Annotated in this window: 34 protein-coding genes and 1 pseudogene; 7 read left to right on the top strand and 28 right to left on the bottom strand. The window is 46.4% G+C overall.

Annotated features, from left to right (window positions below; all coding sequences use genetic code 11):
* Positions 1-164 precede the first annotated feature (164 nt).
* Together PR725_RS18915 and PR725_RS18910 are read right to left on the bottom strand one after the other, a co-directional pair.
* Complete coding sequence (locus PR725_RS18915; protein ID WP_023287190.1) at positions 165-1,388, bottom strand: MalY/PatB family protein; 1,224 nt, start codon at positions 1,386-1,388, stop codon at positions 165-167.
* Positions 1,389-1,477: 89 nt separating this feature from the next.
* Positions 1,478-2,377 (bottom strand): DMT family transporter, encoded by a 900-nt coding sequence (locus PR725_RS18910; protein WP_442959440.1) that lies wholly within the window; start codon positions 2,375-2,377, stop codon positions 1,478-1,480.
* A gap of 240 nt (positions 2,378-2,617) precedes the next feature.
* On the opposite strand from PR725_RS18910, the gene PR725_RS18905 reads away from it, so the two are divergent.
* Positions 2,618-3,370 (top strand): alpha/beta hydrolase family protein, encoded by a 753-nt coding sequence (locus PR725_RS18905; RefSeq protein WP_004729622.1) that lies wholly within the window; start codon positions 2,618-2,620, stop codon positions 3,368-3,370.
* 26 nt (positions 3,371-3,396) lie between these two features.
* Positions 3,397-3,710 (top strand): annotated as a pseudogene (locus tag PR725_RS18900) (Tn3 family transposase); the annotation flags it as partial.
* Here the strand turns inward: PR725_RS18900 and PR725_RS21900 are convergent.
* The 4 genes from PR725_RS21900 to PR725_RS18880 are packed head-to-tail and all read right to left on the bottom strand — an operon-like array spanning position 3,594 to position 6,287.
* On the bottom strand, positions 3,594-4,007 hold the full coding sequence (locus PR725_RS21900; protein WP_442959439.1) for a phosphoglycerate mutase family protein: 414 nt from the start codon (positions 4,005-4,007) through the stop codon (positions 3,594-3,596). The pseudogene PR725_RS18900 and the gene PR725_RS21900 overlap by 117 nt on opposite strands.
* The gene (locus PR725_RS18890; protein WP_272570043.1) at positions 4,000-4,650 is read right to left on the bottom strand and encodes a hypothetical protein; all 651 of its coding nucleotides are present in this window, start codon (positions 4,648-4,650) and stop codon (positions 4,000-4,002) included. The genes PR725_RS21900 and PR725_RS18890 overlap by 8 nt, the downstream gene beginning before the upstream one ends.
* Positions 4,651-4,695: 45 nt before the next feature.
* Entirely contained in the window at positions 4,696-5,523 is an 828-nt protein-coding gene (locus PR725_RS18885) for a hypothetical protein (protein WP_272570042.1), read from the bottom strand.
* Positions 5,520-6,287 carry a hypothetical protein gene (locus tag PR725_RS18880; RefSeq protein WP_272570041.1) on the bottom strand — a complete coding sequence of 256 codons (768 nt, stop codon included), beginning with the start codon at positions 6,285-6,287 and terminating at the stop codon, positions 5,520-5,522. The genes PR725_RS18885 and PR725_RS18880 overlap by 4 nt, the downstream gene beginning before the upstream one ends.
* Before the next feature lie 282 nt (positions 6,288-6,569).
* Here PR725_RS18880 and PR725_RS18875 point away from each other — a divergent pair, with 282 nt between their 5' ends.
* The gene (locus PR725_RS18875) at positions 6,570-6,965 is read left to right on the top strand and encodes a VOC family protein (protein WP_272570039.1); all 396 of its coding nucleotides are present in this window, start codon (positions 6,570-6,572) and stop codon (positions 6,963-6,965) included.
* A 166-nt stretch (positions 6,966-7,131) separates the two neighbouring features.
* On the opposite strand, the gene PR725_RS18870 is transcribed toward PR725_RS18875, so the two are convergent.
* The 8 genes from PR725_RS18870 to PR725_RS18835 all read right to left on the bottom strand — a co-directional run bounded on the left by PR725_RS18870 (position 7,132) and on the right by PR725_RS18835 (position 12,194).
* The gene (locus PR725_RS18870; RefSeq protein WP_272570038.1) at positions 7,132-7,488 is read right to left on the bottom strand and encodes a hypothetical protein; all 357 of its coding nucleotides are present in this window, start codon (positions 7,486-7,488) and stop codon (positions 7,132-7,134) included.
* A gap of 58 nt (positions 7,489-7,546) precedes the next feature.
* On the bottom strand, positions 7,547-8,029 hold the full coding sequence (locus PR725_RS18865) for a hypothetical protein (protein ID WP_272570037.1): 483 nt from the start codon (positions 8,027-8,029) through the stop codon (positions 7,547-7,549).
* A gap of 183 nt (positions 8,030-8,212) precedes the next feature.
* The gene (locus PR725_RS18860) at positions 8,213-8,644 is read right to left on the bottom strand and encodes a hypothetical protein (RefSeq protein WP_131680271.1); all 432 of its coding nucleotides are present in this window, start codon (positions 8,642-8,644) and stop codon (positions 8,213-8,215) included.
* A gap of 61 nt (positions 8,645-8,705) precedes the next feature.
* Positions 8,706-9,191 (bottom strand): hypothetical protein, encoded by a 486-nt coding sequence (locus PR725_RS18855; RefSeq protein WP_272570035.1) that lies wholly within the window; start codon positions 9,189-9,191, stop codon positions 8,706-8,708.
* Between the two features lie 521 nt (positions 9,192-9,712).
* On the bottom strand, positions 9,713-10,585 hold the full coding sequence (locus tag PR725_RS18850; RefSeq protein ID WP_272570174.1) for a RepB family plasmid replication initiator protein: 873 nt from the start codon (positions 10,583-10,585) through the stop codon (positions 9,713-9,715).
* Positions 10,586-10,887: 302 nt separating this feature from the next.
* Positions 10,888-11,193 carry a hypothetical protein gene (locus tag PR725_RS18845; RefSeq protein WP_272570034.1) on the bottom strand — a complete coding sequence of 102 codons (306 nt, stop codon included), beginning with the start codon at positions 11,191-11,193 and terminating at the stop codon, positions 10,888-10,890.
* Positions 11,190-11,507, bottom strand: a complete 318-nt coding sequence (locus PR725_RS18840; RefSeq protein ID WP_272570033.1) for a hypothetical protein — start codon at positions 11,505-11,507, stop codon at positions 11,190-11,192. Before PR725_RS18840 ends, PR725_RS18845 begins: the two co-directional genes overlap by 4 nt.
* A 120-nt stretch (positions 11,508-11,627) precedes the next feature.
* A complete protein-coding gene (locus PR725_RS18835; RefSeq protein ID WP_272570032.1) occupies positions 11,628-12,194 on the bottom strand; it encodes a hypothetical protein in 567 nt (188 codons plus the stop codon).
* 180 nt (positions 12,195-12,374) lie between these two features.
* On the opposite strand from PR725_RS18835, the gene PR725_RS18830 reads away from it, so the two are divergent.
* A complete protein-coding gene (locus PR725_RS18830) occupies positions 12,375-12,644 on the top strand; it encodes a hypothetical protein (RefSeq protein ID WP_272570030.1) in 270 nt (89 codons plus the stop codon).
* A gap of 20 nt (positions 12,645-12,664) precedes the next feature.
* Positions 12,665-13,060 (top strand): hypothetical protein, encoded by a 396-nt coding sequence (locus tag PR725_RS18825; RefSeq protein WP_272570028.1) that lies wholly within the window; start codon positions 12,665-12,667, stop codon positions 13,058-13,060.
* 56 nt (positions 13,061-13,116) lie between these two features.
* Here the strand turns inward: PR725_RS18825 and PR725_RS18820 are convergent, their stop codons facing one another.
* The 9 genes from PR725_RS18820 to PR725_RS18780 all read right to left on the bottom strand — a co-directional run bounded on the left by PR725_RS18820 (position 13,117) and on the right by PR725_RS18780 (position 18,074).
* A complete protein-coding gene (locus tag PR725_RS18820) occupies positions 13,117-13,425 on the bottom strand; it encodes a hypothetical protein (RefSeq protein ID WP_272570027.1) in 309 nt (102 codons plus the stop codon).
* Positions 13,426-13,452: 27 nt separating this feature from the next.
* Positions 13,453-13,788 carry a hypothetical protein gene (locus tag PR725_RS18815; RefSeq protein WP_272570026.1) on the bottom strand — a complete coding sequence of 112 codons (336 nt, stop codon included), beginning with the start codon at positions 13,786-13,788 and terminating at the stop codon, positions 13,453-13,455.
* 128 nt (positions 13,789-13,916) lie between these two features.
* Positions 13,917-14,717: a methyltransferase gene (locus PR725_RS18810; protein ID WP_272570025.1), complete on the bottom strand. Its 801-nt coding sequence runs from the start codon at positions 14,715-14,717 to the stop codon at positions 13,917-13,919.
* A 63-nt stretch (positions 14,718-14,780) separates the two neighbouring features.
* Positions 14,781-15,224 carry a hypothetical protein gene (locus tag PR725_RS18805; RefSeq protein WP_272570024.1) on the bottom strand — a complete coding sequence of 148 codons (444 nt, stop codon included), beginning with the start codon at positions 15,222-15,224 and terminating at the stop codon, positions 14,781-14,783.
* A 58-nt stretch (positions 15,225-15,282) separates the two neighbouring features.
* Positions 15,283-15,780 carry a hypothetical protein gene (locus PR725_RS18800; RefSeq protein WP_272570023.1) on the bottom strand — a complete coding sequence of 166 codons (498 nt, stop codon included), beginning with the start codon at positions 15,778-15,780 and terminating at the stop codon, positions 15,283-15,285.
* A gap of 124 nt (positions 15,781-15,904) precedes the next feature.
* The gene (locus PR725_RS18795; protein WP_272570022.1) at positions 15,905-16,120 is read right to left on the bottom strand and encodes a hypothetical protein; all 216 of its coding nucleotides are present in this window, start codon (positions 16,118-16,120) and stop codon (positions 15,905-15,907) included.
* Between the two features lie 99 nt (positions 16,121-16,219).
* Complete coding sequence (locus PR725_RS18790; protein WP_272570021.1) at positions 16,220-16,789, bottom strand: DUF459 domain-containing protein; 570 nt, start codon at positions 16,787-16,789, stop codon at positions 16,220-16,222.
* Between the two features lie 136 nt (positions 16,790-16,925).
* On the bottom strand, positions 16,926-17,486 hold the full coding sequence (locus PR725_RS18785; RefSeq protein ID WP_272570020.1) for a hypothetical protein: 561 nt from the start codon (positions 17,484-17,486) through the stop codon (positions 16,926-16,928).
* Between the two features lie 165 nt (positions 17,487-17,651).
* Positions 17,652-18,074 (bottom strand): hypothetical protein, encoded by a 423-nt coding sequence (locus PR725_RS18780; protein ID WP_272570019.1) that lies wholly within the window; start codon positions 18,072-18,074, stop codon positions 17,652-17,654.
* Positions 18,075-18,208: 134 nt separating this feature from the next.
* Between PR725_RS18780 and PR725_RS18775 the strand changes: the two genes are divergently transcribed.
* Complete coding sequence (locus tag PR725_RS18775; protein WP_272570017.1) at positions 18,209-18,610, top strand: hypothetical protein; 402 nt, start codon at positions 18,209-18,211, stop codon at positions 18,608-18,610.
* Positions 18,611-18,648: 38 nt separating this feature from the next.
* Here the strand turns inward: PR725_RS18775 and PR725_RS18770 are convergent, their stop codons facing one another.
* Positions 18,649-18,888, bottom strand: a complete 240-nt coding sequence (locus tag PR725_RS18770; RefSeq protein WP_272570015.1) for a hypothetical protein — start codon at positions 18,886-18,888, stop codon at positions 18,649-18,651.
* Between the two features lie 127 nt (positions 18,889-19,015).
* Here PR725_RS18770 and PR725_RS18765 point away from each other — a divergent pair, with 127 nt between their 5' ends.
* A complete protein-coding gene (locus PR725_RS18765; RefSeq protein ID WP_272570014.1) occupies positions 19,016-19,636 on the top strand; it encodes a DUF6896 domain-containing protein in 621 nt (206 codons plus the stop codon).
* A gap of 43 nt (positions 19,637-19,679) precedes the next feature.
* On the opposite strand, the gene PR725_RS18760 is transcribed toward PR725_RS18765, so the two are convergent.
* From PR725_RS18760 to PR725_RS18745, 4 genes are all read right to left on the bottom strand, one after another.
* Complete coding sequence (locus PR725_RS18760) at positions 19,680-20,624, bottom strand: ParB family protein (protein ID WP_272570173.1); 945 nt, start codon at positions 20,622-20,624, stop codon at positions 19,680-19,682.
* 41 nt (positions 20,625-20,665) lie between these two features.
* Positions 20,666-21,868, bottom strand: coding sequence for an AAA family ATPase (locus PR725_RS18755; protein ID WP_272570013.1), 1,203 nt, complete (start codon positions 21,866-21,868; stop codon positions 20,666-20,668).
* A gap of 229 nt (positions 21,869-22,097) precedes the next feature.
* On the bottom strand, positions 22,098-22,364 hold the full coding sequence (locus PR725_RS18750; protein ID WP_272570012.1) for a hypothetical protein: 267 nt from the start codon (positions 22,362-22,364) through the stop codon (positions 22,098-22,100).
* A gap of 58 nt (positions 22,365-22,422) precedes the next feature.
* Positions 22,423-25,818 carry a hypothetical protein gene (locus PR725_RS18745; protein WP_272570010.1) on the bottom strand — a complete coding sequence of 1,132 codons (3,396 nt, stop codon included), beginning with the start codon at positions 25,816-25,818 and terminating at the stop codon, positions 22,423-22,425.
* Positions 25,819-26,335 lie beyond the last annotated feature (517 nt).

Here is a 26,335-nt window from a genome sequence, read left to right as displayed (position 1 = left end):
CGCCCCTTAAGGGCGGCATTTTTTTGTCGCCAGACATGTCATCAGCAGGCTTCACTAAGAATATTCACGACCTGTTCATCCGTGCCTTTTGTGTTCCCGGCACAGGGTGTTATGCCGGGTTCTGACGACATCCTGACAGGACAAAACAGCCAGAGAGAAAGGGGTTATACACGATGAGGAGCCGGTATCCGCAGTACCTGTGAAATTCTTTTCATCCCTGCTGTCAGCATACTCCGTGGGCAGGCCAGATTTAACCGGATATATCCGTCCCCATTGTCGACAAACAGCAAGCCCCCTTCAAGAAGGACCCCTGACTCCCGAGCAAAATACAGCGATAAATCCTCACCTGCGGTGTCGGGCAGGTAGCGGCTAATATCTATCCAGGCCAGATACGTCCCTTCGGGGATCGAGAACCTTGTTTCGGGTAAATAGCTTTTGAGATAGTCGTGCAGGTACTGGAAATTGCCGTCAATATATTCCCTCAGATGGACAAGCCAGTCATCACATTCACTCCACGCCGCTTTGTTTGCTGCCAGGCTCAGTGGAGAGATGAACTCGTCGTGTCTGAGACGCCACTCGCTTCTGACACCGGGATCCGGAATAATAATATTTGCCAACAAATTCCCGGCCAGATTGAATGTTTTACTCGAGGACATGCAGGTAATAATGCGTGTAGAATCAGGGAAAAGAGAGGCGGCCGGTGTATGACCGATACCGCTTCGGGACAGGTCGCAGTGAATTTCGTCAGATATCACCCAGATGTCATTGGCCAGGCAAATTTCAATAATCCGCTTAAGTTCATCAGGCCGCCAGACTCGTCCGGTCGGGTTATGCGGATTACACAGGAAAAGAATTTTCACACGTAAATCGGCCTGACTGGCTTTGCGTGCAAAGTCTTCCCAGTCAGGTTCCCAGCCGCCTGCTGATTTTTTTAACGCCGAGTACACCACGCGACGCTGACTGTATTCACCCGCCTTTTTAAAAGGGCCATATGAAGGCGTCATAATAAGAATACTGTCATCCATGTCGGTCAGAAGCGGGACGAGACGGTTCAGCGCGGGAATAATGCCCGGAGACAGCACAATGTCTTCCGTTTTGAAACGGTGACCATATTGTCGCTCACACCAGCTGCCAAAGATCTCATAGTATTCTTCGTCGTAGATTTTAGTGTAGCCGAGTATTTTTCTATCCAGACGGTCTCTGATGGCCTGAAGAATCGGCTCTGGTGTGGCAAAAGCCATGTCAGCAACCCAGAGGTTGATTAGCCCTTCTGCCGGATACCGCATTGCAAATTCGGACTGTCCCGAAAACAGGTATTCCCGCCAGCCGTCCACGGTGAGACTGTCTGTTTTCTCTCTGCTTACGTACTCATCAAAATCATATTTCATTTCATAAACCTGCCTTACGTGTAGTCAGAAACGTCGACCTCAGTATTACTGTCAGTCTGATGCCGGAGCGGGAAAACTGGCTCGTGTGATTAACATAAGAGAATCATCACAACTGCATGAATTAATTGCGTTATTAAGGTTCTCTCGCCTTTGTCATCGACTGACGGGGGGATTTCTCGCGTGTCACCATCACAATGCCAGTCAGCACCTATCGTTCTGACCGTCAGTGATTCATCCAGGAATACCACACCCCCTAGCATTGCCAGACAGGGAACGCTGAGCTGAAGGGTACTGGCGGTGATAGAGCCGAGAGAGGGTAAAAGGGTATACCACAATACATATGCACCGGCTGAGGCGGCGGCACCGGACAGCAATGACAAAGTAATGCCCGCAGCATCATAGTGACCCTGCTTCATAAACAGCAACGAAAGAGCGAGAGCCATCGGCGTGGCGAGTACAAAATTTGCCGCCGTTGAAGCCCCGGCCGCCTGGCCCGCCCTCCCCCTGACGGAATAGGCGGCCCAGGCTAATCCGGCAGCGATCATCATAAGTGCACTGTAAAGCGGCGGTGCCTTCGCCCCGGGTAACAGCAGGGCAGCAATTCCTGCCAGAGCAATAACTAAACCGCAAGCCCGCATAACGGAGAGTGATTCCCCTTTAAATAATCCGTGGATCACCATCGCAAACTGTACGGCACCAAAAAGTAACAGCGCACCTGCCCCGGTATCGAGATGGATATAGGCGACAGAGAAGAGCACTGCGTACACCATGAGGTAAAATCCGCTCAGCGGACGCCACAGCGATAATGTAGTTTTTGCGTGATAAAACAAGAAAGGTGACAGGACGAGTGCACCACTGGCCAGCCTGAGGCAGCTGAATGAAAGGGGATCAATGTGGCCTCCCTGCAGGGCCAGACGGCACAGAATAGAGTTTGCAGCAAACGCCAGCATTGCCAGGGATATTTTAAGAATGAGCGCGCAATTGGTCATTCAGTGAGACCTCATAAAATTCTTGTAAACTACCATCTAGTTGGTAGCATAGCGTAAGTGATCACCGAACAGGAAGCAATAATCAGCTTTCAAACTGGAAGGTGAGGACAGGCATTCGGAATGAATTCTGTTTCACATCCCCAGTAGAGGAAGGAAAACGCGTAATGCCAGATGCAGAGCAGAAGATTATTTTTCCCTGCGATCAAACATATGAAATCAGTTTAAGACCTGGAATATCCTATGAAAAAACTAAAATTTACGTTCAAAAATGCGGCTGGTGAAGAACTGGCCGGATTGCTTGAACTTCCTGAAAATCCTAAAGCGTTTGCGCTGTTAGCTCATTGTTTTACGTGTGGCAAAGACCTCAAAGGCGCGGCGCGTATTGCGCGGAAACTGACAGAGAATGCTATCGCCGTTCTCCGGTTTGATTTTACTGGTCTGGGAAACAGCGAAGGGGATTTTTCCAACACCAACTTCTCATCCAATATTTCGGACCTGCTTTGCGCGGTAGATTATCTCCGCCGACAGTACGAAGCGCCTTCTTTGCTCATCGGCCATAGCCTGGGGGGATCGGCCATTCTGTCTATTGCCGGCGAAGTTCCTGAGGCAAAGGCCGTTGTCACCATAGGATCACCCGGAGAACTGACACACGTAAAACGTCTTTTTAAGGATGATGTTGAAAACATTAACCAGCATGGAGCCTATCCCGTTGAGCTGGCCGGGCGGGTATTTACCTTAAAGAAACAGATGCTGGACAATATTCAGGAACACAAAATCGCTCATAAGGTGTTCGCCATGAACAAGCCTCTGCTTATTTTTCATGCGACTGAAGATGATACTGTGTTAATTGAGCAGGCCGAAAAAATATTCAAAGCAGCAAAGCATCCCAAGAGTTTCATTTCGTTGGGTAAGGCGGATCACCTTCTGACTCATGCTCAGGATGCTGAATACGTTGCCGATATCATTATATCGTGGAGCGAATGTTACCTATAAACAGAGTAAATGCGTTCAAACTCGTAGCGCAGAGGGCGATTTTCTGCAGAGATCGGACGCTGTTTATGCTGGACTGATTTTGCGATAAAGGCTTAGGCCGATGCATACAGGCGGGGCTGAATAAGGGTGAGGCCCTTGGGCGAGCATCCTTCATGCACCGGCTGAATGAAATCAGGGATCTGGGGGTGGGAGGATCAGCGTTACCACGCCACCGGCGCTGACACTACATACGGCGGCGATAACACTCTGGAATACGGTTTATATAGAAAGAACCATTGAGCCGCTTAAGCAAAAAGGAGTCCCTGTTAATGAACTGCTGGTCTCTCATCCTTCTCCACTGCTGTACAAAATATAGTCTTAGCGTGGGATAATTTCCGTTTTCCAAGCGGACCCCTTCGACCACATTAATGGATGAGTGATGTTTTGGAGAAACTGCAATTTTGGCCGTCTCAATCGCCCTGACTAATGGGCTTGTTATGATGAAATAATTTTCAATATCAAACGTCCTTTCCAGGTTTAAGCCAAGCTGTTTAGCTTGTTCGCGCCCTTTCAATGTTAGCCTGCTATCTTTCGATTTAGTCAGATTAGCTTGCCATTCTGATTGCCCGTGCCTAATCAAAATGAGGTCGTTAAACATATTTTTTCCCATTTAGTTTTGCTAGCAGCCTCACCATTTCAGCAACTTCTCTGGCAGCTTCTTCATTTGAGGCAGATAGATGAAGCCCATTAAGAGTCGGCGTGTACCAGCCGTATTCACTCATGTATGATCTTATTCCTACATTAAAACTCCCATCCTGTTTAGGGCTCCCCTGAAAGCGTTCTTTTAATATTTGCCAAGAATACTCGATGCTTTTCCTAACTATAAAAATATGAGCTGGATTAGTTGAACTAATGAACATTGATCGCTGGTGAGGGAAAAACGGGCTTAAAATTTTAAGACCACATAATTCCAGATAGTAGCAGTCCCTAACCAAATAATTTGGAATGTTATTTGGCGATACCCATAGGTCATATAGGTCTCTTTCCGTATATTCACTGTGTAATTTTAGAAAGTCATAACTTCCTATTAACCCCCTCTCAAGCTTACTGGTCGCATTTTTTAATAATTCTTGATACACCACATCAAAAACAATAGATTTGGAAATATCACCTTCAACCAATACATTATCCAATACGTGCATATTGAACTTACTTAAATAGTATTTAATCAAGGGGAAAAGCTGTCGCCTTGAATCCAATGGGACCTCTGGCTTTATCATCATCAAACCGACATCACACATTTCCCCTCCTTTGCTAACGTAATGTTTTGTTTTGTGGTTTCGACATTAACAACACAAAATAAGCTTCATTCCACGCTGATATTTAATGTCGTGAATAACCTCCGCACCAAATTTACTAACCAATGAATCCCTTAAAGCCGTCACCACTTCTATTACTCGTGGGTCACCCTTCAGTGAATCAGATATTTTGGGATACAAGGATATCTCAATTTCTCGAAACCCCTTCCAACCTTCCGTTGTCTCAGGCCTAGCCCCATTTCTCGCATCAAAAACAAATGAGCGATCCATTGAACATCTCAAAGCATCCAAACCATCAATTAATACATAAAACGTGGAGCGGTAACCGCGTAGTATCATTACCGGAGCTAGGTCCTCTGGATTAACGCCTGTCACAGACTTCAAAAATGTTCCAGGCTGTTCAATATCCTTTCTAGTGATTAAATTTTTGACGATAGCAATGGCTTCGTCACCATAAGGGCTAGACTGAATTATCCCCTTATTTCTTCCTTCAAAAACATGGCGTCGGTCCAAGCGATTTCCTGTTGAATCCTCAGGCATTTTGAATGCACAAAATGCATGGGTCAGCTTGCTGCATGACGTTCTAAGTAATGCTCCAGTTGGCAATATGTCTAATGAATCGGTATCGTAGTACACGGCTGTATTCAAAGGTGGAAACTCTCTTACACCGTTCTTTTCTTTGAATTCAATTGAAGGGAATTTTTCGGCAAGCTCTTCAGGGATTCTATCAAGCCAATTAAAATAGGAGGCATCGTCAATTTCATCAGCTTTTATTTTTACAGCAAGCTGTCTGAAAATATCATAACCGCCATGTTTTTCGTGTATAGATCCATTGACGTCCACACTTAGATTCATTTTTTCACCTCTACATTTAACAAAACATATTTCAACAATTCCCTAAGCTCTGCCGCTGTATACATTGGCACATTAGAAACCGTCCCGCTTCGGGGATAAAATGTGTTATACGTATAGGTGAAGTTCCTTTTTCTCGGCCCCCTAACCAAGAATGAAATAATTGGCTCATCTCCCTCGGGAAAAACTATTCTATGTATTACCTGATTTTCTAGGGTGTAAACACTTCCGCTTTCGACAGTTCGCACGCCCACTTCTTTCAAATAGACATCTTTATCAAAAAAGCAATCATGAATATTACCGGACTGAGAGGGCAAATATTTGTATTTTTGGAACTTGACCTTCGTCAGAGAAGGTCTTTCATCTTCCTCAAATATTTCATGCACTTGTTTCCCACAAGCCACGTAAGATGCAAAGCTAAATCGGTGGTCATGTATCAATTCTTGACTTAACTCGCTTTCAATATATGGTGGCTTCCAGATATGCATGGTGAGCCTACAATTTTCTTGGTTGGTATCATTTATAAAAACAATTTTCGAAAAATGGTTTACATGCCTGTATGAATTAGAGGCTATTTCTTTTAAATATTCTTCATCAGCCAATACTTCCTGAATAAGCTTAACTAGAATTGATTCATTCCGAATTAACTTTAGAAATTTTACTGACTCATCAAAAAATTCAGCTTCATCTTTCAAGTATTTATTCAACTTTGAAAAATGATTTTTTAATTTTTCAGTAATGGGATGATGTTCAGGATGGGGTTTCATAGACAACCTTCTGTAATATCACGAGATATTAAGAGAACATGGCAAGCCCAAGCGCTTTTAGCAGGCAATGCCTCGTACACGGATAACGCGTGTACCTTCCATGTTTATCATCTCATCATGGTCTCATCACCAATAGATGTGTTACGACAGTTGATGTTTGTTAACAATGTATTAATAAATGTTTTTATCGTAATAACCTTTAGTTACTATCATTTTTCATGATACAAATGACTTTCTTTTTTATGAGTTTTTTGATTACGTAAAACTAGATCTGGGGATAAAATGCGTTCACACAAAAGATGTCTCGGCTATGTGGCTTTAGTCGTTGATGACTATGACAAAGCCATTGAATATTACACTGACAAACTCGGATTCACTCTCGTAGAAGACACGCCTCAGCCTGGTAAGCGTTGGGTTGTTGTCACACCTGAAGTCGGTAGTGATTGCAACATTTTGCTTGCGCGCGCATCTAACGAACGTCAAAGTGCATTTGTGGGAGATCAAGCTGGTGGTCGCGTATTTATGTTTTTGCAGACCGATGACTTTTGGCGTGACTATAACCGTATGAAAGAAAAAGGTGTGAAATTCACCCAAGAGCCCCGAGAGGAAGAGTACGGGAAGGTCGTTGTCTTTGAGGATATCTATGGTAACCGCTGGGATCTCTACGAAAACGCCTAATTAGGAAAAGCCCCTTTGCAGGGGCTGACAACTGCATCTTACCTGGTATTGACCCCGCTCTGGGGGAACCCCTCGCGCGGCGCGTCCCCTCAGACACGCTCGCAACTCCAGTTACCATCAGCATATCATACCGATCGCCGATTGCAGCTTTTTATACCTTTCCTTTCTACTTTAGTTTTTCGTACAGGGCAATATGCCACCGGTAAGAATCCGTTCCAACATGCTCGATGACCTCGTGACATTTCAGTTTGTTCATTCTGCCGAACTGAGTCGGTATGCCCATTTCCAACAACACACATTCTGTCGCATAATGTTTTGCCTGCTTTGTGTCATCGGTGTTAACAGTTGGCAGCATGCGTAAAGTCACAAACACCGTCAGACTTAATACAAAACCAATACACGCCGGAAGCATCAAGAAATCCTTCTGGCTCATGAAGTGACAGTAAACAAAAACAAAGAAACAACTAACAAGAATACCCAGCGCAACTAGGCTCGGTAACTCTAACGTTTCCGCCATAATCATGCGCAAACTCCTTCAGATTTTACGTAGCGCGATCGAAAGTGAACACTTTACGATGCATTCACTCGGTTTCTTCTGGGATCACGGCCAGCGGCAGGTCGCTGTGAACAACCTGCCAGCATTTGGAGAATTTCAGGCGCAAAACCTGCTCCTGACAAACCAGCACGGTGTCTTCGCTGTCTCGTAATGCCACCAGTTTTTTTCCCGCTTGCATTGGTGTGAATTTTCCCGACAAACCAGACAGAACGTGTTTGCTTCCAGCCAGGTGAATGACCGTGTTATTGCCGTCAAAGGCGCGGATCAGTGAATACCGATATGCACCTTCGAAATAGACCGGTTGTTTCAGTTCCTGCTGTTCCCCATCACCCAGGTAATTGACATAGAATTGCGCGTAGTTCATCCGCAACTTCTTCACCCCGGTCGGATCTTGCTCAGCCACCGAGCGTGGAACATGGAAATTAACCTTTTCTGAATCACTGGCGATAGCCGGTGCGCCCACCATCAATACCAGTGCAGCCAGGCCAAACTTCATTGCCGTTTTCATATCGATACCTCGTTTGTAAAACCCTTACGGGTGGCGGTCGCTGTGCCGGTTACCCCAAGTACGCTTAAATTACCTGGTTTACCGATCACCTTCACTGATTGGGCTTTGGGGTTTCCCCCCTGTCAGCCCGTGGAAACGCCAGCCTGATCATCGCCTGTAAAATCCGCGCATCAGGCCCGATTACTACAATGGCGTTTCTTCGTTTTGAGGCACAAATAACAGGCAGGAACCAGTGCCAGATTGCACCACCTCCGGCGAGCAAGCGTAGGTTTCCTTTGTAGAGGCGAAGACAGTGAACGCCCAGCCACCAGGAGGCATCTTGCCTTTTCCTGGTCTGAGCCAATCCACCTGCCCTTTCAGTTCGTATCGGCTTCCGTCGTAAATAACGACGGTGTGCAGCGACTGGTCAACGGAAGTTACTTCCTCAACCAGGAATAATTCGACGGGTCCATCATGGACATGATGTTTGATTTCAGAATACGGCCGCGTTTCCACAGGGCTTGCGCCGATCTGATTAACGCGGGAGTCCTGTTGCTGATCGGACGTATCGACTGACGCATGGAGCTCTGATGTCAACATGAGCATCCCAGCCAGAAGCAGAAATGGCTTTTTCAACACTTACCCCTTATATCGCTCCCCCACGGAGCACAAACAATGAAATTGCCCCTCAGCAAACTCACTGCTTTTTGATACTGGCCGACTGTCGCAATATTGCCAGCACATCACTGGCGGACATTTTCCAGGCTTCAGCCTGCCGACGCAGAACAAAAGCCCCCAGCTCTATTCGCCGAGCATGGTCTAACATGAATGTCATGGTGTTCCCGGCTTCAGAAATTGTCATGCCGCAACCCACAGACCCATTGTTATTAACCACAAAGCCTTTATTTTTGTTCGTGCCGTGGAACTTAGCACGCATTTCTTTTTCAAGCCCGAATAAAGTGCCGCAAAATGTGGTCAATTCATACCGGGACAGTTGTATCGTAATTTTCTGCTCCCACTGCACATCACGCCCTTCCAGCATCATGGGTGCCAACGTGATATTCAGCGTTAAAAAAGAATCTTTTCCCTCTGACTTTACATATTGAACATCCAAAGCTGTTCGCTTTTTCTCATCGTGCTGCCGATCAGAGTACAGCTTCAGCTGCTCACCAAATTGACTCATAAATCCTCCTAACACCATAGTAACTGCGGCCTGGCCTGTGACGAAATATTCATCTCACTACTTTGAAAAGTGAGTTTGAACGGGTAATCACATTGTTATTTTACGACCGACACAAGACATCCCATTTCACCAAAGTGAGTTTGAACGGGAAATATATACTGCCTTTAAGTGAGTTTGAACGGGAGATATATGCTTATTTATCAAAGCCACTGGCAAAAGGTGAGTTTGAATGGGTTGGGGTCGGAATATGACCCATTCCCCTTTCGGAAAAGGCCTGATATGACCATTTTTCTCACTGAAAAAGGCTTTTTGTACATTTAACAGCCAAGCTTTACCCGCTACAGCTCACTTTTCTATCCCGTTACCCGCTATGCCTCACCTTGTTGAAAGCATCTTCCCGCTACAGCTCACCGTTCTTGCCAATTTCGCATACCCGATCACCCGTTCAAACTCACTTCTACATTCGTTTTGTTTACCCAAATAAAAAACCCGCCTTTCGACGGGTCTCCGATTTGACTCTCTTAATCCAATGTCGGATTACGGTTATGAATATGCACAACCGATTCGCGACCCGCCTTCATCACTTCGTATTGCAAATAGCCAATACTGTTCAGTTCGTTGAGCGCATCGGCGATTTTTCGGTTTTGGTCAGCGACCCTACCGTTCATCATCAACCGCTCGCGTAGCCGGGACATCTGGATCGGCGCAGGTTGTCGAGGCAATGCTTCAAAATACGTATACAGCGCTTGGGCTGTCTCGTTTCTTGGCAAAGCCAGTAACGGCTTGCGTCGCAACAAACTCAAGTGGTCATTGCTGTAGAGCTCCCAAAGGCGCTCATCAGCTTCCAGCACAACCAGGTCGTCAACGATGTCGAACTCCGCTTTCAGCAGCAAGCCTGTCACCATGAATTTCTTGGTGCCAGGCGAGGTGAAAGTGATCGTTTTCGCCCTGATACGCGTTAATGAATCGGCTATCTCCTTACGCAATTTCGAATCTAGCCGCTTCGACGGATACCCGCAATACTGCGAGAACTCGCTGAATTTCACCTTAATCTTATTTCCGTGCAATGCTTCGTCGCTTGCGCTAAACGAATGGATAATCCCAAGCCAGCAACGGAAATCAATGAAATAGTTAAGCTGTGGACCGGAGATCACCACGTTGGTGTAGCCCTCACTGCGGGCGTACTCCAGGCGGCAGAGCGATTCGCTCGCGTCCAACGGTTTTCCAGCTTTCCCTTTCGATCGGATATTCGGTGTAAACACGCCAAGCCGCAATAACGAGACGGGTTGAACACTTGAACTGTTTGTTACTGTGAGTTTCCTGTGTGACGAATTTTCGTCAGCAGGTATCGCATCCTTGAATAACAGGATGTTATTACTGCAATTTTGTTGCATCAAACCATAACCCCTCATGGTTGTGAATAAAAACTCGGCTTTCCCCTTTCAGACTCACCGAGTTTCCCACTGTACCACACCCAAATCCCTTCCAAACTCACTTTCTTCCCTTTCAAACCCACTTTTTTCCCTTTCAAACTCACCACAATCCTCTGTAAGCCACGCCACCAGCTGCCTGCGAGCTACGGGGATCTTTTAGGATCTATTAGGTACTAATTAGGTTAATTATTAGGATCTAGCCTGTTGAAAAGTGGATAAGCAAAAACCAGCCCCCAAATCAGGCGCTGGTTTTGTCTGGATAGTTATCCTGCCCAATGGGCTTTGAGTTGTCTGTTGGCTTCATCAAGCGCAGCAGAGGCCGACGGCATGATCCGGTTATCAAAGACCCAGGGCGCGTCTTTCCAGTTGCCTTGCTGCCTAATGTAACCCAGTTTAATCGCTTCCATGAATGTCATAGGCTTTGGACTATGAGGCAGCACCACCAGCCCCTTGGCGCGGTTGACTCGCACCTTCAGATAGGCCAATACACGCTCTGCCTGCGCTTCTTTTTGCCCCGACAAGTCCCAGATAGTGCGTCTCAAATTCTTGATGGCTTGTTCACTGTTCACTCGCTTTCCTCCAGCGAGTTCAGGACACTGATCTTTGGCAAATCGCACTGAAATTCCGTATCATCAACGCGGTCTACCCAGGTTAAACACGCCCCTGAACGCCACACAGCCAGCACAGGATCGGTCATGCAGTTTTCAACACTCTCATCAGCGTCATCAAAATCGTCGAAGGTCGCTTCGCTGTAGATGACGACATTGAGAAACTGCGGGTTTCTTTCCAACACTGCAAAAGCGTCAATCAATGCTGACTTGTCAAATTTCAGTGAGACATTTAAGCATCGGATATTTTCTTGGAGTTTTATTTCAGTCAGCACAGGTTACCTCGTCATAACTCTGAGGCTCTCTCAAACCGATCCTCAGCCGTTTTATTGTGTTTTACGTGAAATGGTGCGATGAGTTGCCCATCGCACCGTAGAGTGCGTTACAGTGACGATTTATGATTGGCTTTTTTCGACCCAGCGATATTCTTTGGTCTGGAAATTATCCTGCAAGCAGATCGTGCATTTTCCATTGCGGCATTCCGCGTAAACGCTCCAGTGAAAAACGGGTGTATCACAGTTGTCGGAAACTGATTTAACAAAGCCACCGAGCTCATGCTTTTTTGCAATGGTGAGTTTGGACGTAGCGAGCGCTGAGCGAAGCTCAAACGCATCAAACTCGACGGTGATAGACCCGGCGGGGATCGTCACCTCGTTACAGACGGAGTACAGTTCGCGAGGTACAGTGAAGCAGGTATTAGCCATCGCATATTGCTCATCAGTGAGGACTCTTGGTGATTCAACTGCACAGAGCAGCGTATCCCAGGAAATACCGATGTTTGCATCATGTGTGCGATCCACCAGCTGAAGCGCCTTGTGTGCCTCATATTCAGAGATGGGCTCCATCTCATTGTCGGACAAGACTTGGTGGATATCTTCAGTATCCCACAGCTTGGAAAGCACAACAGCGTGTTGATTTTTTGTGGACAGGTGCGCGATTAATTCTTTGACTGTGCAGTACATAGGAAACCCCTTTTTATTGGTATTGTTTGTTTTGTTAACCTCTTTATTGAAACACGACCTTGTCCGCTGACGAAGAAAACATAGCGGAATAAATATTTTATTTGTTGCCTATTTTGCAATATCAAAACTTAGCGCTATAGTCTTTAAAATCTGATGTTTATCAAGCGCGAATGCATCAAGTTGGAAACTGAATTTGGAGAACAAAAAAAGATGGTTCAAGACAATTTAAAAGAGTCTCAAAATCTGCTCCGTCTCGCGCAATTACAGGGTGACAGTCTTTCACGAACTGATTATGAAAAAGCAGTTCAGTCAGTGGAACACCTTGTTGAGCATGACCCCAGCAACCCACTCATAGACACGATTTGTGCCAAAATAGATGCCTATGAAAACAATGCACCAGAATTTGCCGCGTTTAATGAGTTTTTGGCACAAAGCGATTATGAAAAATAACCTCAGCGAAAGGAATACATATGACCTCTAAACTATTAGTGTTACCTTTGTTTTTTTGCAGCATTCTCGTTTCTACTCCAGCGCTAAGCAATGCTAATTTGTCTATTATTAAAGAGATGGAGGCGGCGGCTGCCACACTGAATAAAAATTTACCAAAACGCATTGATGAATATACCGTGGCAGAAAAGGTTAAAACCAATCCAAACGGGATTATATTTACATACACTTTATCTGTTAATTTGACTGATGAAATTAGTGATTTACTTAAAGGAAATGTCCTGCAAATGGTGAGGTTAGGTTGGTGTGATAAACCCTGGTTCAATAATTCTAGTTATCCAGTCACTGCCACCTTTATTTATAATGGAGCAAACAATAGCGAAGCTATATTTATTTTTAATAAATATGATTGCAATTGACACAAAAACCCGCGCAGTTCACAGAGCGGGTTTCTTTTTGGATCCTGCGGGCAATCTTACCGATGTAACTGCCGGTTGTGCTGAACAGTACAGGCCGCACCAAGACTCGCATGCAGCACGAAGGCTATCAACACAAACACCCCTGAAGTTGGGATATGAAACGAGCCCAGGAAAGCCGCTGACACCGTCAACATCAATCCAAAGAGGCCAACATACTTAACCGCCAACGAGAGACACACAACCGCTGGACTTCGCTGCCCTGGCTGCTTGTGTGTTTCGTGATACTGGTACTTTGCATACAACCCCCACAGCACCAACATGGACAATGTCATTAACGTTAAAATACCGATCAGTAATGCCTGCATGACAACCCCCCACTCGCCCAGACTTTGTTAGCCAATATGGCAGACGTGCTTCCACATTTTACGTGCTTCACCACTCACATCGAATGAATAGCTCTCACCCAATGCTTGATCATCGAACTTGCACACCAACCCATAAGGCGTAATGAGCATGTGCGCACCCGATACGCTGATCCCAAACAACCGGATGCTGATATGCACGGGAACAGACATCACGCCTTTACCCCTCTGGCGATATCGCTCTAACGCCGAACTGAACATGCCGCGATTAATCAGCACCTCCAGCAAGTGTTCGTTAACCCAACTACCCTGGTCGCCAAAGACAGTTGAATTAGGATTCACGCTGATGATATTTCGTGGCTTCATCTCTCCCCCTGCGCTATTTTAAGCGCCTTATTTTGGATGGCGTTTCCCCCGGTCTCGGGGAGTTCCAGTATCTCTCAGCAGATATCGCTGACGAAAAAACCGCCCGAAGGCGGCTTTGACATTATCGGTTAGAGGTCAACTTCCAGCAGGACGGTTTTGACCATTGTGCCGGACTCTTTGAAAGCCTTGTCTTCCAGCTCAGTGAATGAGCCTCCGAGCATCTTCACGCGCTCACGGAAGGCCTTGGTCAGGGTATCTTCTCGGAACAGCACGCCAGCAGACAGGATGCCCCGCAGGCGACCGCCTTGCGTATAAATCCCTCCTGAAAGCAGCAGATCCAACGCCCGGTTAGTGTGCTTGATGTCGGCCTTGTTTTTGAAAGGCGGGTTCATGATGATGACATCGAATTTCTCATCCATTTCATGGCTGAGAAAATCAGCGTTGACCAGTTCAAGGCTTGTGCCCGTAAATTCAGGGTTTACCAGAGCCATGATTTCAGGATCATTGTTCAGTTGCTGGACACGCTTTTCATCCAGTTCAACGGCGACAATACTGAGGTTTTTTGCCGCTTTAGCCACCGCTTTGACGATGCGACCGTCACCGCAGGACGGCTCCAGAACGCGATCCTCGTCCTGAATATTGGCACTGGCGACCATCGTATTGATAATTTTTTCCGGCGTAGGGAAAAAGTTGAAGTCGTCTTTCGGCACCACAACAGACCCAGACAGGATGATGTCGTCAATACGCCCTTCCGCACTGCCATCAAAAATATGGGCTTTCTCTTTGCGGTTCCACTTCCCGCCAGCGGCTTCCAGCACCTTATTGGTGTTGGTGTACAGGCGGCGATCCAGCTGGCCTTCCAGGAAGAGTTTGTTGCCATCCACTCGCGCTTCAGACAGAACTGCGAGAACGTCGTTTGATACTTGCATTTCTTACCCCAACTTATTGATATTAAATTAGCCACCAACCCCACGCTGACGGCTTGAATTGTGTTACCCGATCACCACGACAGATTGATAGACTTCAGCTGCCAGAGCGTCGTCTTCGTCGTCCTGACCGAAAATTGCAGGAAGGCGCTCGACTTCAAGATGGCTTGGCATCCATCCCAGAGTGCGCGCCACCCAGAAACTACGGGTGTACCCCGCATTATCGACAACGGACACCCGTGCGCCTTCGTAGCCCACCAGCTGAGGACTCAGGTTGCCACTGCACTGCAAACCGGTGCGCTTAGCGTACTGATGCCCTTTTTCCATCATTGCCATACACTCGGTGTAATGCTCGAAAGAGCCTGCTTTGCTCTTCGGTTCGGCAATGCCCATCCACTGCGCCACGGCTTTTGCCCGCTTCGCCAGCAGGGCAATTCCGACCTTGAAAACACCAGAGTTTTGAGTGAAAACGTATTGCTGTTTCTGCTTGTCGATTTTCAGCTGGTTCATAACGGGTTTCCTCGTTGCGATAATTGTTCGGCCTGCAATCAGACCGAACGGCTAATGACTAATACATAAATTGAACGTTATTCTCGTCGTAAATCTGCTTAATCACCGTTTCACCACTTAACTCCATCGGTTCAATTCCATCCGGAAGACTCACTGCCGCAGAGACTTCGGTATGAAAGAATCCGTTCTCACGGTAAAAAACGCTGTTCATGACAATTGAATCGGCACCGTCTTCCACGAGCTCAGCCAGAAGTTCTTCCGGCGTCCACTCCATCGCGTTGATAGCGTCACGCAATTCCGTCAGTTCCTGCTCATTCGGTGATTCGGATGCCAACAGCGCATCTAATTGCTGAATGTAGGGATGTTGCGGCTTAAACCGACGCAAGAACTTACCTGCTTCACTTACGCCATCAGTACGATTCAGACCAAAGGTCATGCTGCGTTTATCGGCGCTGATGGTCTTTTGTTTGCGCTCTTCACTGATAACCCAAGGAATTTGCGCATCACGCTTGTAGGACACGAAATAGCACTGAACGCATGTTGGAGTTGCTGACATAGAAAACCTCTTTTTATTGGTATCGTTGTTTTGTTTACCTAACCAGTAAAACACGACCTAAGCCGCTGACGAATAATAAAAAAGAGGTTATTTTGAGAAACAATATCGGCCGCTGAAAATGGTATTAGCGGAAGGATCCCACGGCAATTTTTCCGTGGTAATAATGCAGCGCGCGAACGCTTTCCTTGTGGTCGTCATCACCCGCCTTGCCCGATTGGCTATTTATTTTGGTTGTCTGGTACCGCTCAACCAAAGCCATGTACTCCGGATCATTTACCCGGTCATAACGGACAGCAAAGCGACGGCTGACACCGAATTTATTTCTGCGATTGGCACCCATAGTTCATCCTCATAAAACCAGTGTTGGTTTGATATGAAGATCATCCCACAGGTGAAGCGCTGACAAAGTGGTTCAAGAGAAAATTAATCCCCTGCTTGTTTAGTGGCTAAACAGCCGCCCAATTATCAAGTCGCTACCTTTGCTCGTGTAATGGATACCATCTTGGGTTCTCACCTGAACATCATTTACGGTCAGGGTAAATTGACGACCAATTGCGACCTCAGGATCGAAAGTGGCGATCTGTGTTTCATCGACTGCCAGACGGATTGCCTTTCGGGTATTCACCAGCGCGGCTTCCGTGACCGGGTTCTTCATTGCGGGTGGCAATATCCAGATAATCGACGCACTGGGGTTACTCTGCTGGATTTGCCGGATAAACCGGGTTGCCTTCTGCTGATAGCTCGTGACTTGGTTCGCACCGATACCATCGTTAGCCCCCAGAGAGATAACCACAGTCTCATAGTCCTGAAAACTCATCGTTTGGACATAATCGTTCCACCTCACCGCACTGCGTTCGGTAAGCCCTGTACTCTCCTTGTAAAGTCCCTCAACGGGGATATGTTTCTTTGCGCTGGTGGCGAGGGTATAGGTCAAGCTATCACCGATAAACAGTGGCTTTGCAAAGGCAATGGCGGGCAGAATCAAGGTAAGGAATAAGGCTGTTTTCATATCATTTTCCAGGAAGATACACTGGCGATGATTTTAAAAAAGATACTTTTTTTATCCACGTTAAAGGCCTACGCTTTGCGGACAAAAAAAAGCCTGTACATCACAGCACAGGCTTTAATGTTGAATGGGCAATCCCTTATGCCGGAACAGCCTCCGCCAGCGCAAAGGCTTGCTCTTGGGTTTTTGCTACGCCGAACCACAAGATCCGCGCTGGAGGGAAGTCACAACGAAGCACGCCTAACGCGCGTTGCTCACTCTCGGCAAGATCAGGTTTGTACGCAGCCACACAGCGCTGATAGTCTGCGCCCCGGCGTAACTGCGGGATGGCAAAAATAATGAAGCAGCGGTCTTCTGGCTCAGCGCTTTGCATGCCACTCTGCGTCACCGCATAGTCATGAGCAAACTTTTTCAGGTCGTAGAAACTGCCGCTTTCATCGTGCAACATCGTGTATTCGATTTTAGTGCCTGCTTGAGCACGTTTCTTCATGTGATCAGTTTGCTGGCTATTGTCCCAGCGGTGCATCTGCATGCGGCTGGCTTCTTTGCCCTTCAGGACAGCCTTGGCGTGTGGTTTGTAGCCTTGCGCGATCAGCGCGTCAATCCACTCGCGGACAGTCAAAACGGAACCGTTGAAGCGGATAGCTGAAGCCAAATGGTTTTCAGCGCGTTTTTCGTTTGCATTCACTAATGGGATCATCGCAATTTCCTTGGTTTATTCATTTTGTTTACCCAATTATTCAAGCATGGGATTGACCGCTGACGAAGTGATTACGTGATGATTTTTCTCATAAAAAATGCCCATCGAGGGGGATGGGCATTAAGGGGTATCGTGGGTTTGGGAAGCCCACTTCATGATCGGACGCTAAGCATGTGTGGCAGCGTCGAACTCGGGTGAAAACTCAGGGTTTATGCGGATGATAGTTGCCATTTCGACTCTCAGATTCACCTCCACATATTCCCCGTGCTTTATAAACTGGACTCTTTGGTCGATACGACGCATTCCAATGCCGTTGGATTGAGCCTTAATCCACCAATCGACGTCAGACGGGATTGTCAGTGTTAATCCCTGCCACTGGGTCATGAACACGTTACCCATCGGCTTATACGTTTTCTGTGGTTTGCACCAGAACGGAAAAAGATGTTGAACCAACCTTCTATTGCGCGGGTCTACAAACTCCAGGAAAACACCAAAAGGTGACTCGCTTAAGATGGTTTTAAAATCCATCCACTTAGCGTGACAGAAGGCGTTATCTCTTAATAATTTGACCGTTTTCATGTCGTTCATTTAGTTTCACCTTGTTGGTTTCTATGCAATGAGTAAACCATGACCCCAACCGCTGACGAATAGCGAAAACTATATTATTTTGAATTATTTTGATTTGTGATTAAATTACAGATAAAAGAGATGGAGAGCCTAATGTGACAATATCCCCCCCCCTCACCCTATGTGCTATCAATTCCATTTTAAAATATGAGTGGCGATTACCCTGGCTGGATTTTTACTTTCACCGTTTTAATGGTTATGAACTGATTATCGCCGGAAGCCATGATTTTTCCTATTACCATAACATCGAGATCATTGCTCAGCGCCCGATAAAAATACAAGGCAATACGGAGTGGAGTACAGGTGTAGAGCTAAAATTCATAAAGGCAATATCAACACCAGATCTTACCCCCACAGATCCAGTTAGAATTATGCAGTTTTATTCTGATGACGGTCTTGAGCTCACGATTACCGCTGAGTCTTTCACCTATAATTTGGATACTGTTTTTTACTATGCGCGGGAAAACCTTCAACCAGGTGAACGTATAGCAAAATAAAAACGCCCACCGAAGTGAGCGTTTCAAAATGGGGTAACTTAACCTTTCCCGTTGATAACCCGGATCAGTTTTTCATTCTGCTCTTGCACCAGCACTTCCGCCCTGGCCTGAACATCCATCATTCGCCGGGTTGGCATAGCCTCACCGAATAACGACGCAGTTGCAATGGCCTGAAGATACTCGGACTTCAGGTGGCTTGCCTCTGAGTCCGCAATAGGGAAAGCAGGTAACGGCACCCGTTTCACGATGGAAACGGCCACTGATTGCTGCGTTTTCATCGCAACATTAGTCACCTCGAACAACAGGAGGAACCCCGCGAATGAGCAAAGAGCAATTTTTGCGATCTTTGCTTTAAATCCATCTACGGTCAACCAGACTATCGCGGAACAGGGAATACCGAGAACGATGAAAAGCAGTGCCCCACCAGACGTTGAGGCTACGATTGAGAACAAGGTGATCATATTTCCTCACTTAACGGTTGTTGTTGACCAGGCCATTGTCCCCCGCATACAACCGCTGAAGAAATTTTTAAACATCAAATCACAACCCCTCCCCTTACTTGACATCTTGGCGAACGAGGTTAATGTTTGGATTAAAATTAATAACAAGGTAAATAATATGGATGCTCGTCTTCGTAACCTCATCAATGATTACTTAAAACGCATTTCTGAAGCCATTGAATTAATGAAACTCTCAGGTATCGCGTTGCCTAAGTCTAACAACGAATGGGCTTGCAATGCCCTTCCTTTCAAAGGTGTTTTAAATGGAGGGGTGAAGTATTTCAAACACGGTTACGGCTGTGCCGTGCATTTAAAATCAGGCGTTGTTGATTTTGACTTTGGTGAGCATGGAGAAATAAATGGATTTGACTATTGGCGGTTAAAAAGTATTTCAGATAATAGTTTAAACCAATACGGGTTCGACTCCCCTGATGAATTAAAAGAATGCTTTGAAGCTGAAATATCTAATGGCAACCTGGTATTTTCTGGCTACATTCTCTACTACATGAAAAACACGTCTATCTGATATGGTTAACGACCAGTTTCCTGGCCGCTAACATTACTTCATATTATTTTTGTTCTGATGCAAGAATTGCTTGGATGGCTTCATCTATTTTCTCTTGAACTTCTTTATCTATACGAGAGAACTCATAAGAGAACGTTCGATTTTTTGGGTTTATTTTACGACGTGCATAAATACGTCGATCTGAACCTTTGAATAACTCAGTGGTAACAACAGGGCTAACCGCTGATGGTGGCTTCCTACTTATTTGCGCATCTCTGAAATAAAGCATAATTCGGGCTTTAACTTCTTCAGGAGGCATTAAAGCAATCTCATCATCGCCGTCTATTTTATCCATTATTTCAAGAGTGATTTCTTCTAGGTCAGCACCCTTAACCTTCACTTCCTCAGCAAAATCCAGCAAAAATTTATAGTCTGGTAGCGTTAACTCGGACACTACAGGGAACAGCGACACCATTACGCCAGGAACAGCGGCCGCTTGAAAAGCGCGGGTTACTTTCGCATTTGAAATACCTTCCGCCTTTGCGATCTCAGATTTACTCATTCCCTGATCATGCATCACTTGAAAACGTATACCGAGCTCTCGCAGGTTATGTTCTTTTGCTGTCTGAATGTCAGCCGCTAGTTGTCTCGCATCATCCACACTTATCGTTTCAGATGCCACCAGCACTTCAAAATCGACATTAGCAAACAAACAAGCTGCGCGACGACGGGAACCATCTAGGATCTCAATTCGCTCACCAACCATTCTGCCAATTGCGGGGAAGAACTGTTGCAGTACAATCGTTCTGACAATGTCTTTAACTGATTCCTCAGTTAGTGTGTCCTGGTCCCTACCATTAATTTTTGCATCAACAAAGGTGCGCGTTTCAATTTCGGCGGCTGGAATTATTTGTCTTGAAAAAGTAACTTTTAAACCGGATGCAAGCGTAAATATCTTGCTTTGATTAATTCCCGATTCAAGCATCGTTGTTATTGGGGAACTACCCATTTGGCGACCAATTTTTTGGACTTGTTTGTATGCTGATCCGCTCACTTAGAACTCCTTAAATACTCAATTCTGTCAAATACTGCGCGTGCAAATTCGTCTGCCTGCCCTTTTGCCTTCCTAAGCGCGTCTGCGCTCCCCGGATATGAAGCAGGGTTTGCACTGATGACCGTATCGAACGATTCACCACATCGCTCAAAACCATCAAGACGAGATAACGATGCATCAAGCATCGAAGCTGCATAAACCTCTCTAGCAAAACTATGCGATGTTTGGTGATCTTGCTTTGTTCCCATTTTTGACATGAAGCCGATATTACCGAGCAGTTTCAGGTCGATACCTTCATTCTCAATTCGCTCGACCATTTCAGGTAATCGTGTCAGGTATTTCATTGTAGAATGAAAGTCCACCTGTGCTGGTGGTGTTGGGGTCAATAGCAAGTCACTGGCTGCTATACCATTCAGCATGAAAGCATCAAGATGAGGCCCTGTATCGATCAGGATAAAATCGTAATCATCTTTCAAACGTTCTACGATATTTTTGCGTAAAACCTCACTCGGTGAAGTGTCAGGTAAGTATTGTTCCACTAATGGGCCCCATTCACTCGCCACAAATGCGTCATCAATAGAGGCTGGGATCACATCAACACCAGGCATTACAGTTGGCTTAACAAACTGCTCTTTTAACTGCTCTCTACTCAGATTATTAAGCATGGCCTGTGCGGCCGTTTCAGCAATGGAGCCAATACTGTTTTGATGACTAAGGAACATTGTACTCGACGCTTGGGGGTCTAAGTCTATAACAAGGATTCGCAGATCGTATTGAATTAAAGATGGGTGCGCCCTCATCCCATGAGCCAGGGTAACTGTACTCACAGTTTTCGAAACACCACCTTTAAGGTTGATGACAAAAACTGTGAACCCCCCTTCGCGTTTATCTCTGTACGTTTCTACGCCACGATGTTTGTAGATATCAATAACATTCTGAAGAGTTAATGCATATTGTGATGTCTTTCCAGTCTGGCGCTTATTGAATTCGTATCCACTTTCTTCCATTTCAGAAACTGCGGAATCAACAGCGCGTTTATTAAGCATAGGGAGCTTTGCTACGGCATTTTTAGTGAATGTCTGGTAATACCCAGTTTGATTAAATTCGATGCGTTGTTGCTCAATTTGAGTGCTTAGACCGTTCAACATGATGTCAGCACGCTGAGCAGTTTCTAATATACCACCATAGCTCTTTTTCATATATTAGCTGCCTATTTATGTACAAAGTTAACTGCATTGTACATGTTTTTCATCCCAGTACCAGTTTTCTTGTACAGTATCTTTTTTATAATATCCGTACAGTAAAATTGGTTTTTTAATTAAGAGTTGCTCACAGCCCTTTTAATAAGCGACTTTACTCAAGAATTAAAAAACTCACCAAATAAAAAAACCGCCGAAGCGGTTTTGAATTTTGAGCCATCCGTCACATTTAGCCGTGGAAAAAAATCGGCATATTCAGCACGCCGCTGATAAAGTCCTTTTCCGCTTTTAACTCTCGATAAAACGGCGAGTGAGCCTCCGCCAGCGCCAGCAGCGCTCCACGCTCTGGCCCAAACTCATTTACCTTTTGGGTGATCTCCGCAAAAATTTTACGGACCGTTGTCAGATGATTTTCTGGCAAGCCATCTTCCTCCAACAATTGAAGGAACTCCGTGAACATCACATTGCGCGGGATCGGGTTAAATTCTTGGGACACATTCACCTCCAAATTGCCCCCCCAAGGGGGCGGTTAAAAAAACTATTCATACACCGTATTAATTACGCGTTGTCCAGCGTGTCACGCCTTCAGGCTCAGGCACTTCAACCTCTGTAAAGTAACCGGTCTGGTATTTTCTTGCCTCGGCGTTACGAGCAAAGATGTAATGCAGCGCCAACTCTTTGTTGGCAAAAGTCATTCTGGTAAAGGTTTTTACCGGCGCAATAATGCCTTCCAGACATTGATTCTCGTTGTACCCAACGGGGCAGATATCGAACCAATGAGCGTGATTGAAAGGTGCTTTTGTCTTCGCAATCTTCGCTTTATGCGGATCGTCATAACGCTGAGGCAACGTCACTTCAATCACATCGACAGGCTCATCCAGGTGGAGGTGAGGACTGCCGAGCAGTGTATCGATCATAGGCCTGCCGCTTTCATCACGCAGACTCTCTGCCAGCCACAACGTGATATTTGAGCGATGCGGATGTGACACGTATTCTTGTGCGTAGCGCCAGCGGACATCAAAGCTGTGAATTTCGGATACCGAGTTGCTATGCAGTGAATAGTCCAGCCCGGTGTATTCGAGATCCTTGTTCGTGCTGAACATGTTCATGTCGGGGATTTCCTTGGAGGAAAACATCCACATGTCAACGTTCTTTGTACTCAGTTCTTTGATGCGCCCTTCTGGGTGTTTGTAGTACGAGGCATACATCTCCGCCAGGCCGCTCTTGGAGCTCTCACTTTCCAGCAGCTGATAGATGCAGTGTACCGATCGGCTCAGAGAGCCCACGTATACAAAGTTCCATTCACTCCCTTCGATACGGATACCGATCGGGATCATCAACGCCGGAATTTGGACTTGTCCGCCCGTATCATGGACGTAGTTCATCTCGTAGTACGCTTCTTTCCAAAGATGAGCCATTTCCGCCAGGCGTCTTTGGTTCGTTGGGTTTAAACGATGCAGATCACCGGCCCGGCTTTCCACAAAGCTAAACGCTTCCTGTTTTTCTTCATAACTGCCAAAGGCAGCAGTCAGATTTTTCCACGCCTCCGCCTCCGGCCATTCATGAATTGTGGTTTCCGCCACATTGGAAGCGTTCAATTTCACCCAGCTACGGGAGACTTCTTTGATGCCGGTTTTCATCAGGTTGAAGTTAATGCGTTGCACCCAGACATGCGGCTCTAAACGGTCGTCCCGTTCGTCATCCCGAGGGGCGACGTACAGCGATAACTTACCGTTTGTGTTCACAATGAGACGCAATGGTGCGGCCTTAATTTCGCATGCGAAATCGACTAACTGAGGCAGCATATTCATGCCCCGACAGGCGATCATATCCATCATGCCCAACAGGTTTTCCCACTGCGCATTGTCGGCCATCGCCTCCGCCAAAGGAGCCCCACGGTTCGCAGCGCGCCATGCCATGACCGTTTTGTCGATAACGGTATCGTGATCGGATTCATTTCCCACACGCCCTTCCACCAGCGCCGCTTTCAGCAGGTCGCGAGACTTTTTCTCTGACTGACGCTCTTCACGCAGGTACTTTGCCAACGATTTAAACAGTGCAATGTAATAGGTGTGATTCGACCGCACAGCGCGGGTATAGATATAGTGCTCCAGGTGTTCTGGGGTCACTGCATCCAGGCACAGGTAAGGCAAACGCGAGTCGTCTTCCTTCCACTGTTTGTTGTACTTTTCGATGCAGACGTTGACGTTATAGTCACGCGTTACGCTTCCTCTCTTGTTGCTGTAGCTGGTCTTGCTGACCGGCGCTTTAACATGCAACAGACCATCTTTGATAAAGGCAACAGCCACGTTGCGATCGTCTTTAAAGTCCACGGTAAAGCTGAAGGAGCCATAGGAGCGATCGTCATTCTCTTTGGCTGCGCCTGGTGCCGTTTCTGGGTTCGCCAGTGAATGCCATTGGCACATCACGCGAGAACCGCTACGCAGGTGGCTGTTCGCCCATTCGATAAAGTCAGCCAAGGATGGGTACTTTTTATTTTCTGGGTTACTCAGCATACCAGTGCCGTCTGCATCATGAATGAAACGGCAATGCAGCTCTTGGAATTTCATCGACACAAAATTAAGCCCCAAACTCCGGTCGTAGAAATCACCAAACAGCTGCTCGCGATGGTCAAGGCCACAACACATGATCAGGAAACGCTTATAGTGCAGTGCCATGCGCTCGTGCGCCTTCAGGCGATCGGAATAAGCGACGTCTTGGAATTTAATTTGCTCCCCATCCATCCCCCGGAACAAGCGCTCTTGCTCGTCCCGAGACGGGAACAGCATGTTTGCACCCAGGTGGGATTCCACTGGGGATACGATGCGATACAGATTTTCGCCGTCGCGAACCATCAAGAATACCTTGGCATTCTCGCTGTTGTTAATCATGTTTTCCAAACGGTCTTTGTAGTCGATATAGCGGCGAGTCGTCGCCATGACCAGCACGCAGCGCGGTGAAGGGAAAATCTGATCCACCAGCGCAGGGGTGTTGCACAGCGCATGATAAAACTTATCCAGGTCACCAAAATCGAACCAGTCACTTAAGTCGTGGTAGATGGCCAACTCTTCATCGACCATTAATTTCTGCTGAACAAAAGTCAGTGGCTCATTGCTGGGGGCGGATTGCCCTTTGCGGATCACCTTCACATTGACATTTTTACCAATGTAGAGATCCAGAGACTGGATACCGTCCATCAGTTTGTCTACCTGAGAACGTGCGTCTTCCGTTGCAGCCAGCTGTGCCGCTGCCATTTCAGCAAAATAAGGCACCACGGCCTGCACGGCCGCAGTAATTTCGGTATTGCGCTCTTGGATCCACTCGGATTGGATTGTTGCGATTTGGTGGTTTTGCTCCGCCGCATCTCGCATGCTCTTGATGTCAGCTTCCGTTACGCCTGCTGCGATCGCATTACCCACTGAGCCCGTAGCCAGGCGAATAGCGTTGTTGCTGATAGCTGGCAATGTATTCGGGCTTTGACCATTCACCGCAGCTTTCTGCTCAATACGTTCAGCCACAATGGCTTTCATAGCCTCAGGGCTGGCAAGAGATTTCGACAGCGACTGAGTCAGGTCGGTTACTCGTTGCTGGCACAATGCAACTTCAGCGTCACGGATTTGGCGCGCATCATCAGCGTATTCAAAACGCTCAACGAAGTCGTTAAACAGGAATCTGTGCTCTTTGACGGTTCGCTTAACACTATGGGAAGCACCGTTTTTATCAACGGTTACAAAGGTAGCATATTGGTCATAATGCTTCGGATGGGCGCGAAGGATGACGGTATGCAGTTGGTTTTCAACCCAGCGCAGGGATTCGATGAGTAGCACCTCATCGCCCAGGATGGCTTCTTCAGGAATATCCTGCTTTGCGCGCCAGTATTGGCCGCTCTGAAGTGAGTTGAAACGCTGGATACGTTCGACGTGCTCTTCGCGAACTACGATACCTGTCATGGTGCCACCCTCAGTTATGATTCATTTTCTTTCATTCATAGTCACATGACCACAACCGGTGACGAAGTTTTTGAGTGTTATCAGGGCACAGATTTTCTCTTTAATTTGTTACCCTGTAACATTTTATTTGTAGATAATAAAATCAACTAAATTGAAAATTTGTTGATGCTAGACTATAGAACTGCAAACCCTGTAACTTTTCATGTCACTTTTCGTAAGTCCGCTAAAATCGTTGATGCTGGACGATCTAAATATCGTTGACGCTAGATTATTCATGTAACAAATATATTTGTTGACGCTAATCGATTATAAATCGTATTTGTTGATGCTGGTCGATTTTGGCGATGCGGAGTTGTGATTTAATAAATTCAATAAACAAGAAAGGAGAATGATGGCGACCTCTGCCATGAATGCCTAATATAAGCGGAAAGACTGTTCGTTTAAGTAATGGACTCACTCGATGTTTAAGCCTGAATCATAAGTCTAGCAAGCTTTCTCGCACAGTATCCCTGTGGGG

The organism is Providencia sp. PROV255 (assembly GCF_028478065.1).
Classification (GTDB): domain Bacteria; phylum Pseudomonadota; class Gammaproteobacteria; order Enterobacterales; family Enterobacteriaceae; genus Providencia; species Providencia rettgeri.
This window is presented reverse-complemented; position numbering and strand designations above follow the sequence as displayed.

Bases quoted from the DNA above. Each gene is read 5' to 3' on its own strand.
- PR725_RS18765 (WP_272570014.1), top strand. From the start codon at position 19,016: ATGAAAAGCAGTGCCCCACCAGACGTTGAGGCTACGATTGAGAACAAG.
- PR725_RS18915 (WP_023287190.1), bottom strand. From the start codon at position 1,388: ATGAAATATGATTTTGATGAGTACGTAAGCAGAGAGAAAACAGACAGT.
- PR725_RS18755 (WP_272570013.1), bottom strand. From the start codon at position 21,868: ATGAAAAAGAGCTATGGTGGTATATTAGAAACTGCTCAGCGTGCTGAC.
- PR725_RS18890 (WP_272570043.1), bottom strand. From the start codon at position 4,650: ATGTGTGATGTCGGTTTGATGATGATAAAGCCAGAGGTCCCATTGGAT.
- PR725_RS18885 (WP_272570042.1), bottom strand. From the start codon at position 5,523: ATGAATCTAAGTGTGGACGTCAATGGATCTATACACGAAAAACATGGC.
- PR725_RS18825 (WP_272570028.1), top strand. From the start codon at position 12,665: ATGACCTCTAAACTATTAGTGTTACCTTTGTTTTTTTGCAGCATTCTC.
- PR725_RS18745 (WP_272570010.1), bottom strand. From the start codon at position 25,818: ATGACAGGTATCGTAGTTCGCGAAGAGCACGTCGAACGTATCCAGCGT.
- PR725_RS18910 (WP_442959440.1), bottom strand. From the start codon at position 2,377: ATGACCAATTGCGCGCTCATTCTTAAAATATCCCTGGCAATGCTGGCG.
- PR725_RS18870 (WP_272570038.1), bottom strand. From the start codon at position 7,488: ATGATTATGGCGGAAACGTTAGAGTTACCGAGCCTAGTTGCGCTGGGT.
- PR725_RS18790 (WP_272570021.1), bottom strand. From the start codon at position 16,789: ATGAAAACAGCCTTATTCCTTACCTTGATTCTGCCCGCCATTGCCTTT.
- PR725_RS18760 (WP_272570173.1), bottom strand. From the start codon at position 20,624: ATGGGTAGTTCCCCAATAACAACGATGCTTGAATCGGGAATTAATCAA.
- PR725_RS18835 (WP_272570032.1), bottom strand. From the start codon at position 12,194: ATGTACTGCACAGTCAAAGAATTAATCGCGCACCTGTCCACAAAAAAT.
- PR725_RS18810 (WP_272570025.1), bottom strand. From the start codon at position 14,717: ATGCAAGTATCAAACGACGTTCTCGCAGTTCTGTCTGAAGCGCGAGTG.
- PR725_RS18880 (WP_272570041.1), bottom strand. From the start codon at position 6,287: ATGAAACCCCATCCTGAACATCATCCCATTACTGAAAAATTAAAAAAT.
- PR725_RS18875 (WP_272570039.1), top strand. From the start codon at position 6,570: ATGCGTTCACACAAAAGATGTCTCGGCTATGTGGCTTTAGTCGTTGAT.
- PR725_RS18780 (WP_272570019.1), bottom strand. From the start codon at position 18,074: ATGAACGACATGAAAACGGTCAAATTATTAAGAGATAACGCCTTCTGT.
- PR725_RS21900 (WP_442959439.1), bottom strand. From the start codon at position 4,007: ATGTTTAACGACCTCATTTTGATTAGGCACGGGCAATCAGAATGGCAA.
- PR725_RS18905 (WP_004729622.1), top strand. From the start codon at position 2,618: ATGAAAAAACTAAAATTTACGTTCAAAAATGCGGCTGGTGAAGAACTG.
- PR725_RS18800 (WP_272570023.1), bottom strand. From the start codon at position 15,780: ATGTCAGCAACTCCAACATGCGTTCAGTGCTATTTCGTGTCCTACAAG.
- PR725_RS18865 (WP_272570037.1), bottom strand. From the start codon at position 8,029: ATGAAAACGGCAATGAAGTTTGGCCTGGCTGCACTGGTATTGATGGTG.
- PR725_RS18815 (WP_272570026.1), bottom strand. From the start codon at position 13,788: ATGAAGCCACGAAATATCATCAGCGTGAATCCTAATTCAACTGTCTTT.
- PR725_RS18850 (WP_272570174.1), bottom strand. From the start codon at position 10,585: ATGCAACAAAATTGCAGTAATAACATCCTGTTATTCAAGGATGCGATA.
- PR725_RS18795 (WP_272570022.1), bottom strand. From the start codon at position 16,120: ATGGGTGCCAATCGCAGAAATAAATTCGGTGTCAGCCGTCGCTTTGCT.
- PR725_RS18770 (WP_272570015.1), bottom strand. From the start codon at position 18,888: ATGAAAACGCAGCAATCAGTGGCCGTTTCCATCGTGAAACGGGTGCCG.
- PR725_RS18785 (WP_272570020.1), bottom strand. From the start codon at position 17,486: ATGATCCCATTAGTGAATGCAAACGAAAAACGCGCTGAAAACCATTTG.
- PR725_RS18805 (WP_272570024.1), bottom strand. From the start codon at position 15,224: ATGAACCAGCTGAAAATCGACAAGCAGAAACAGCAATACGTTTTCACT.
- PR725_RS18855 (WP_272570035.1), bottom strand. From the start codon at position 9,191: ATGAGTCAATTTGGTGAGCAGCTGAAGCTGTACTCTGATCGGCAGCAC.
- PR725_RS18820 (WP_272570027.1), bottom strand. From the start codon at position 13,425: ATGCAGGCATTACTGATCGGTATTTTAACGTTAATGACATTGTCCATG.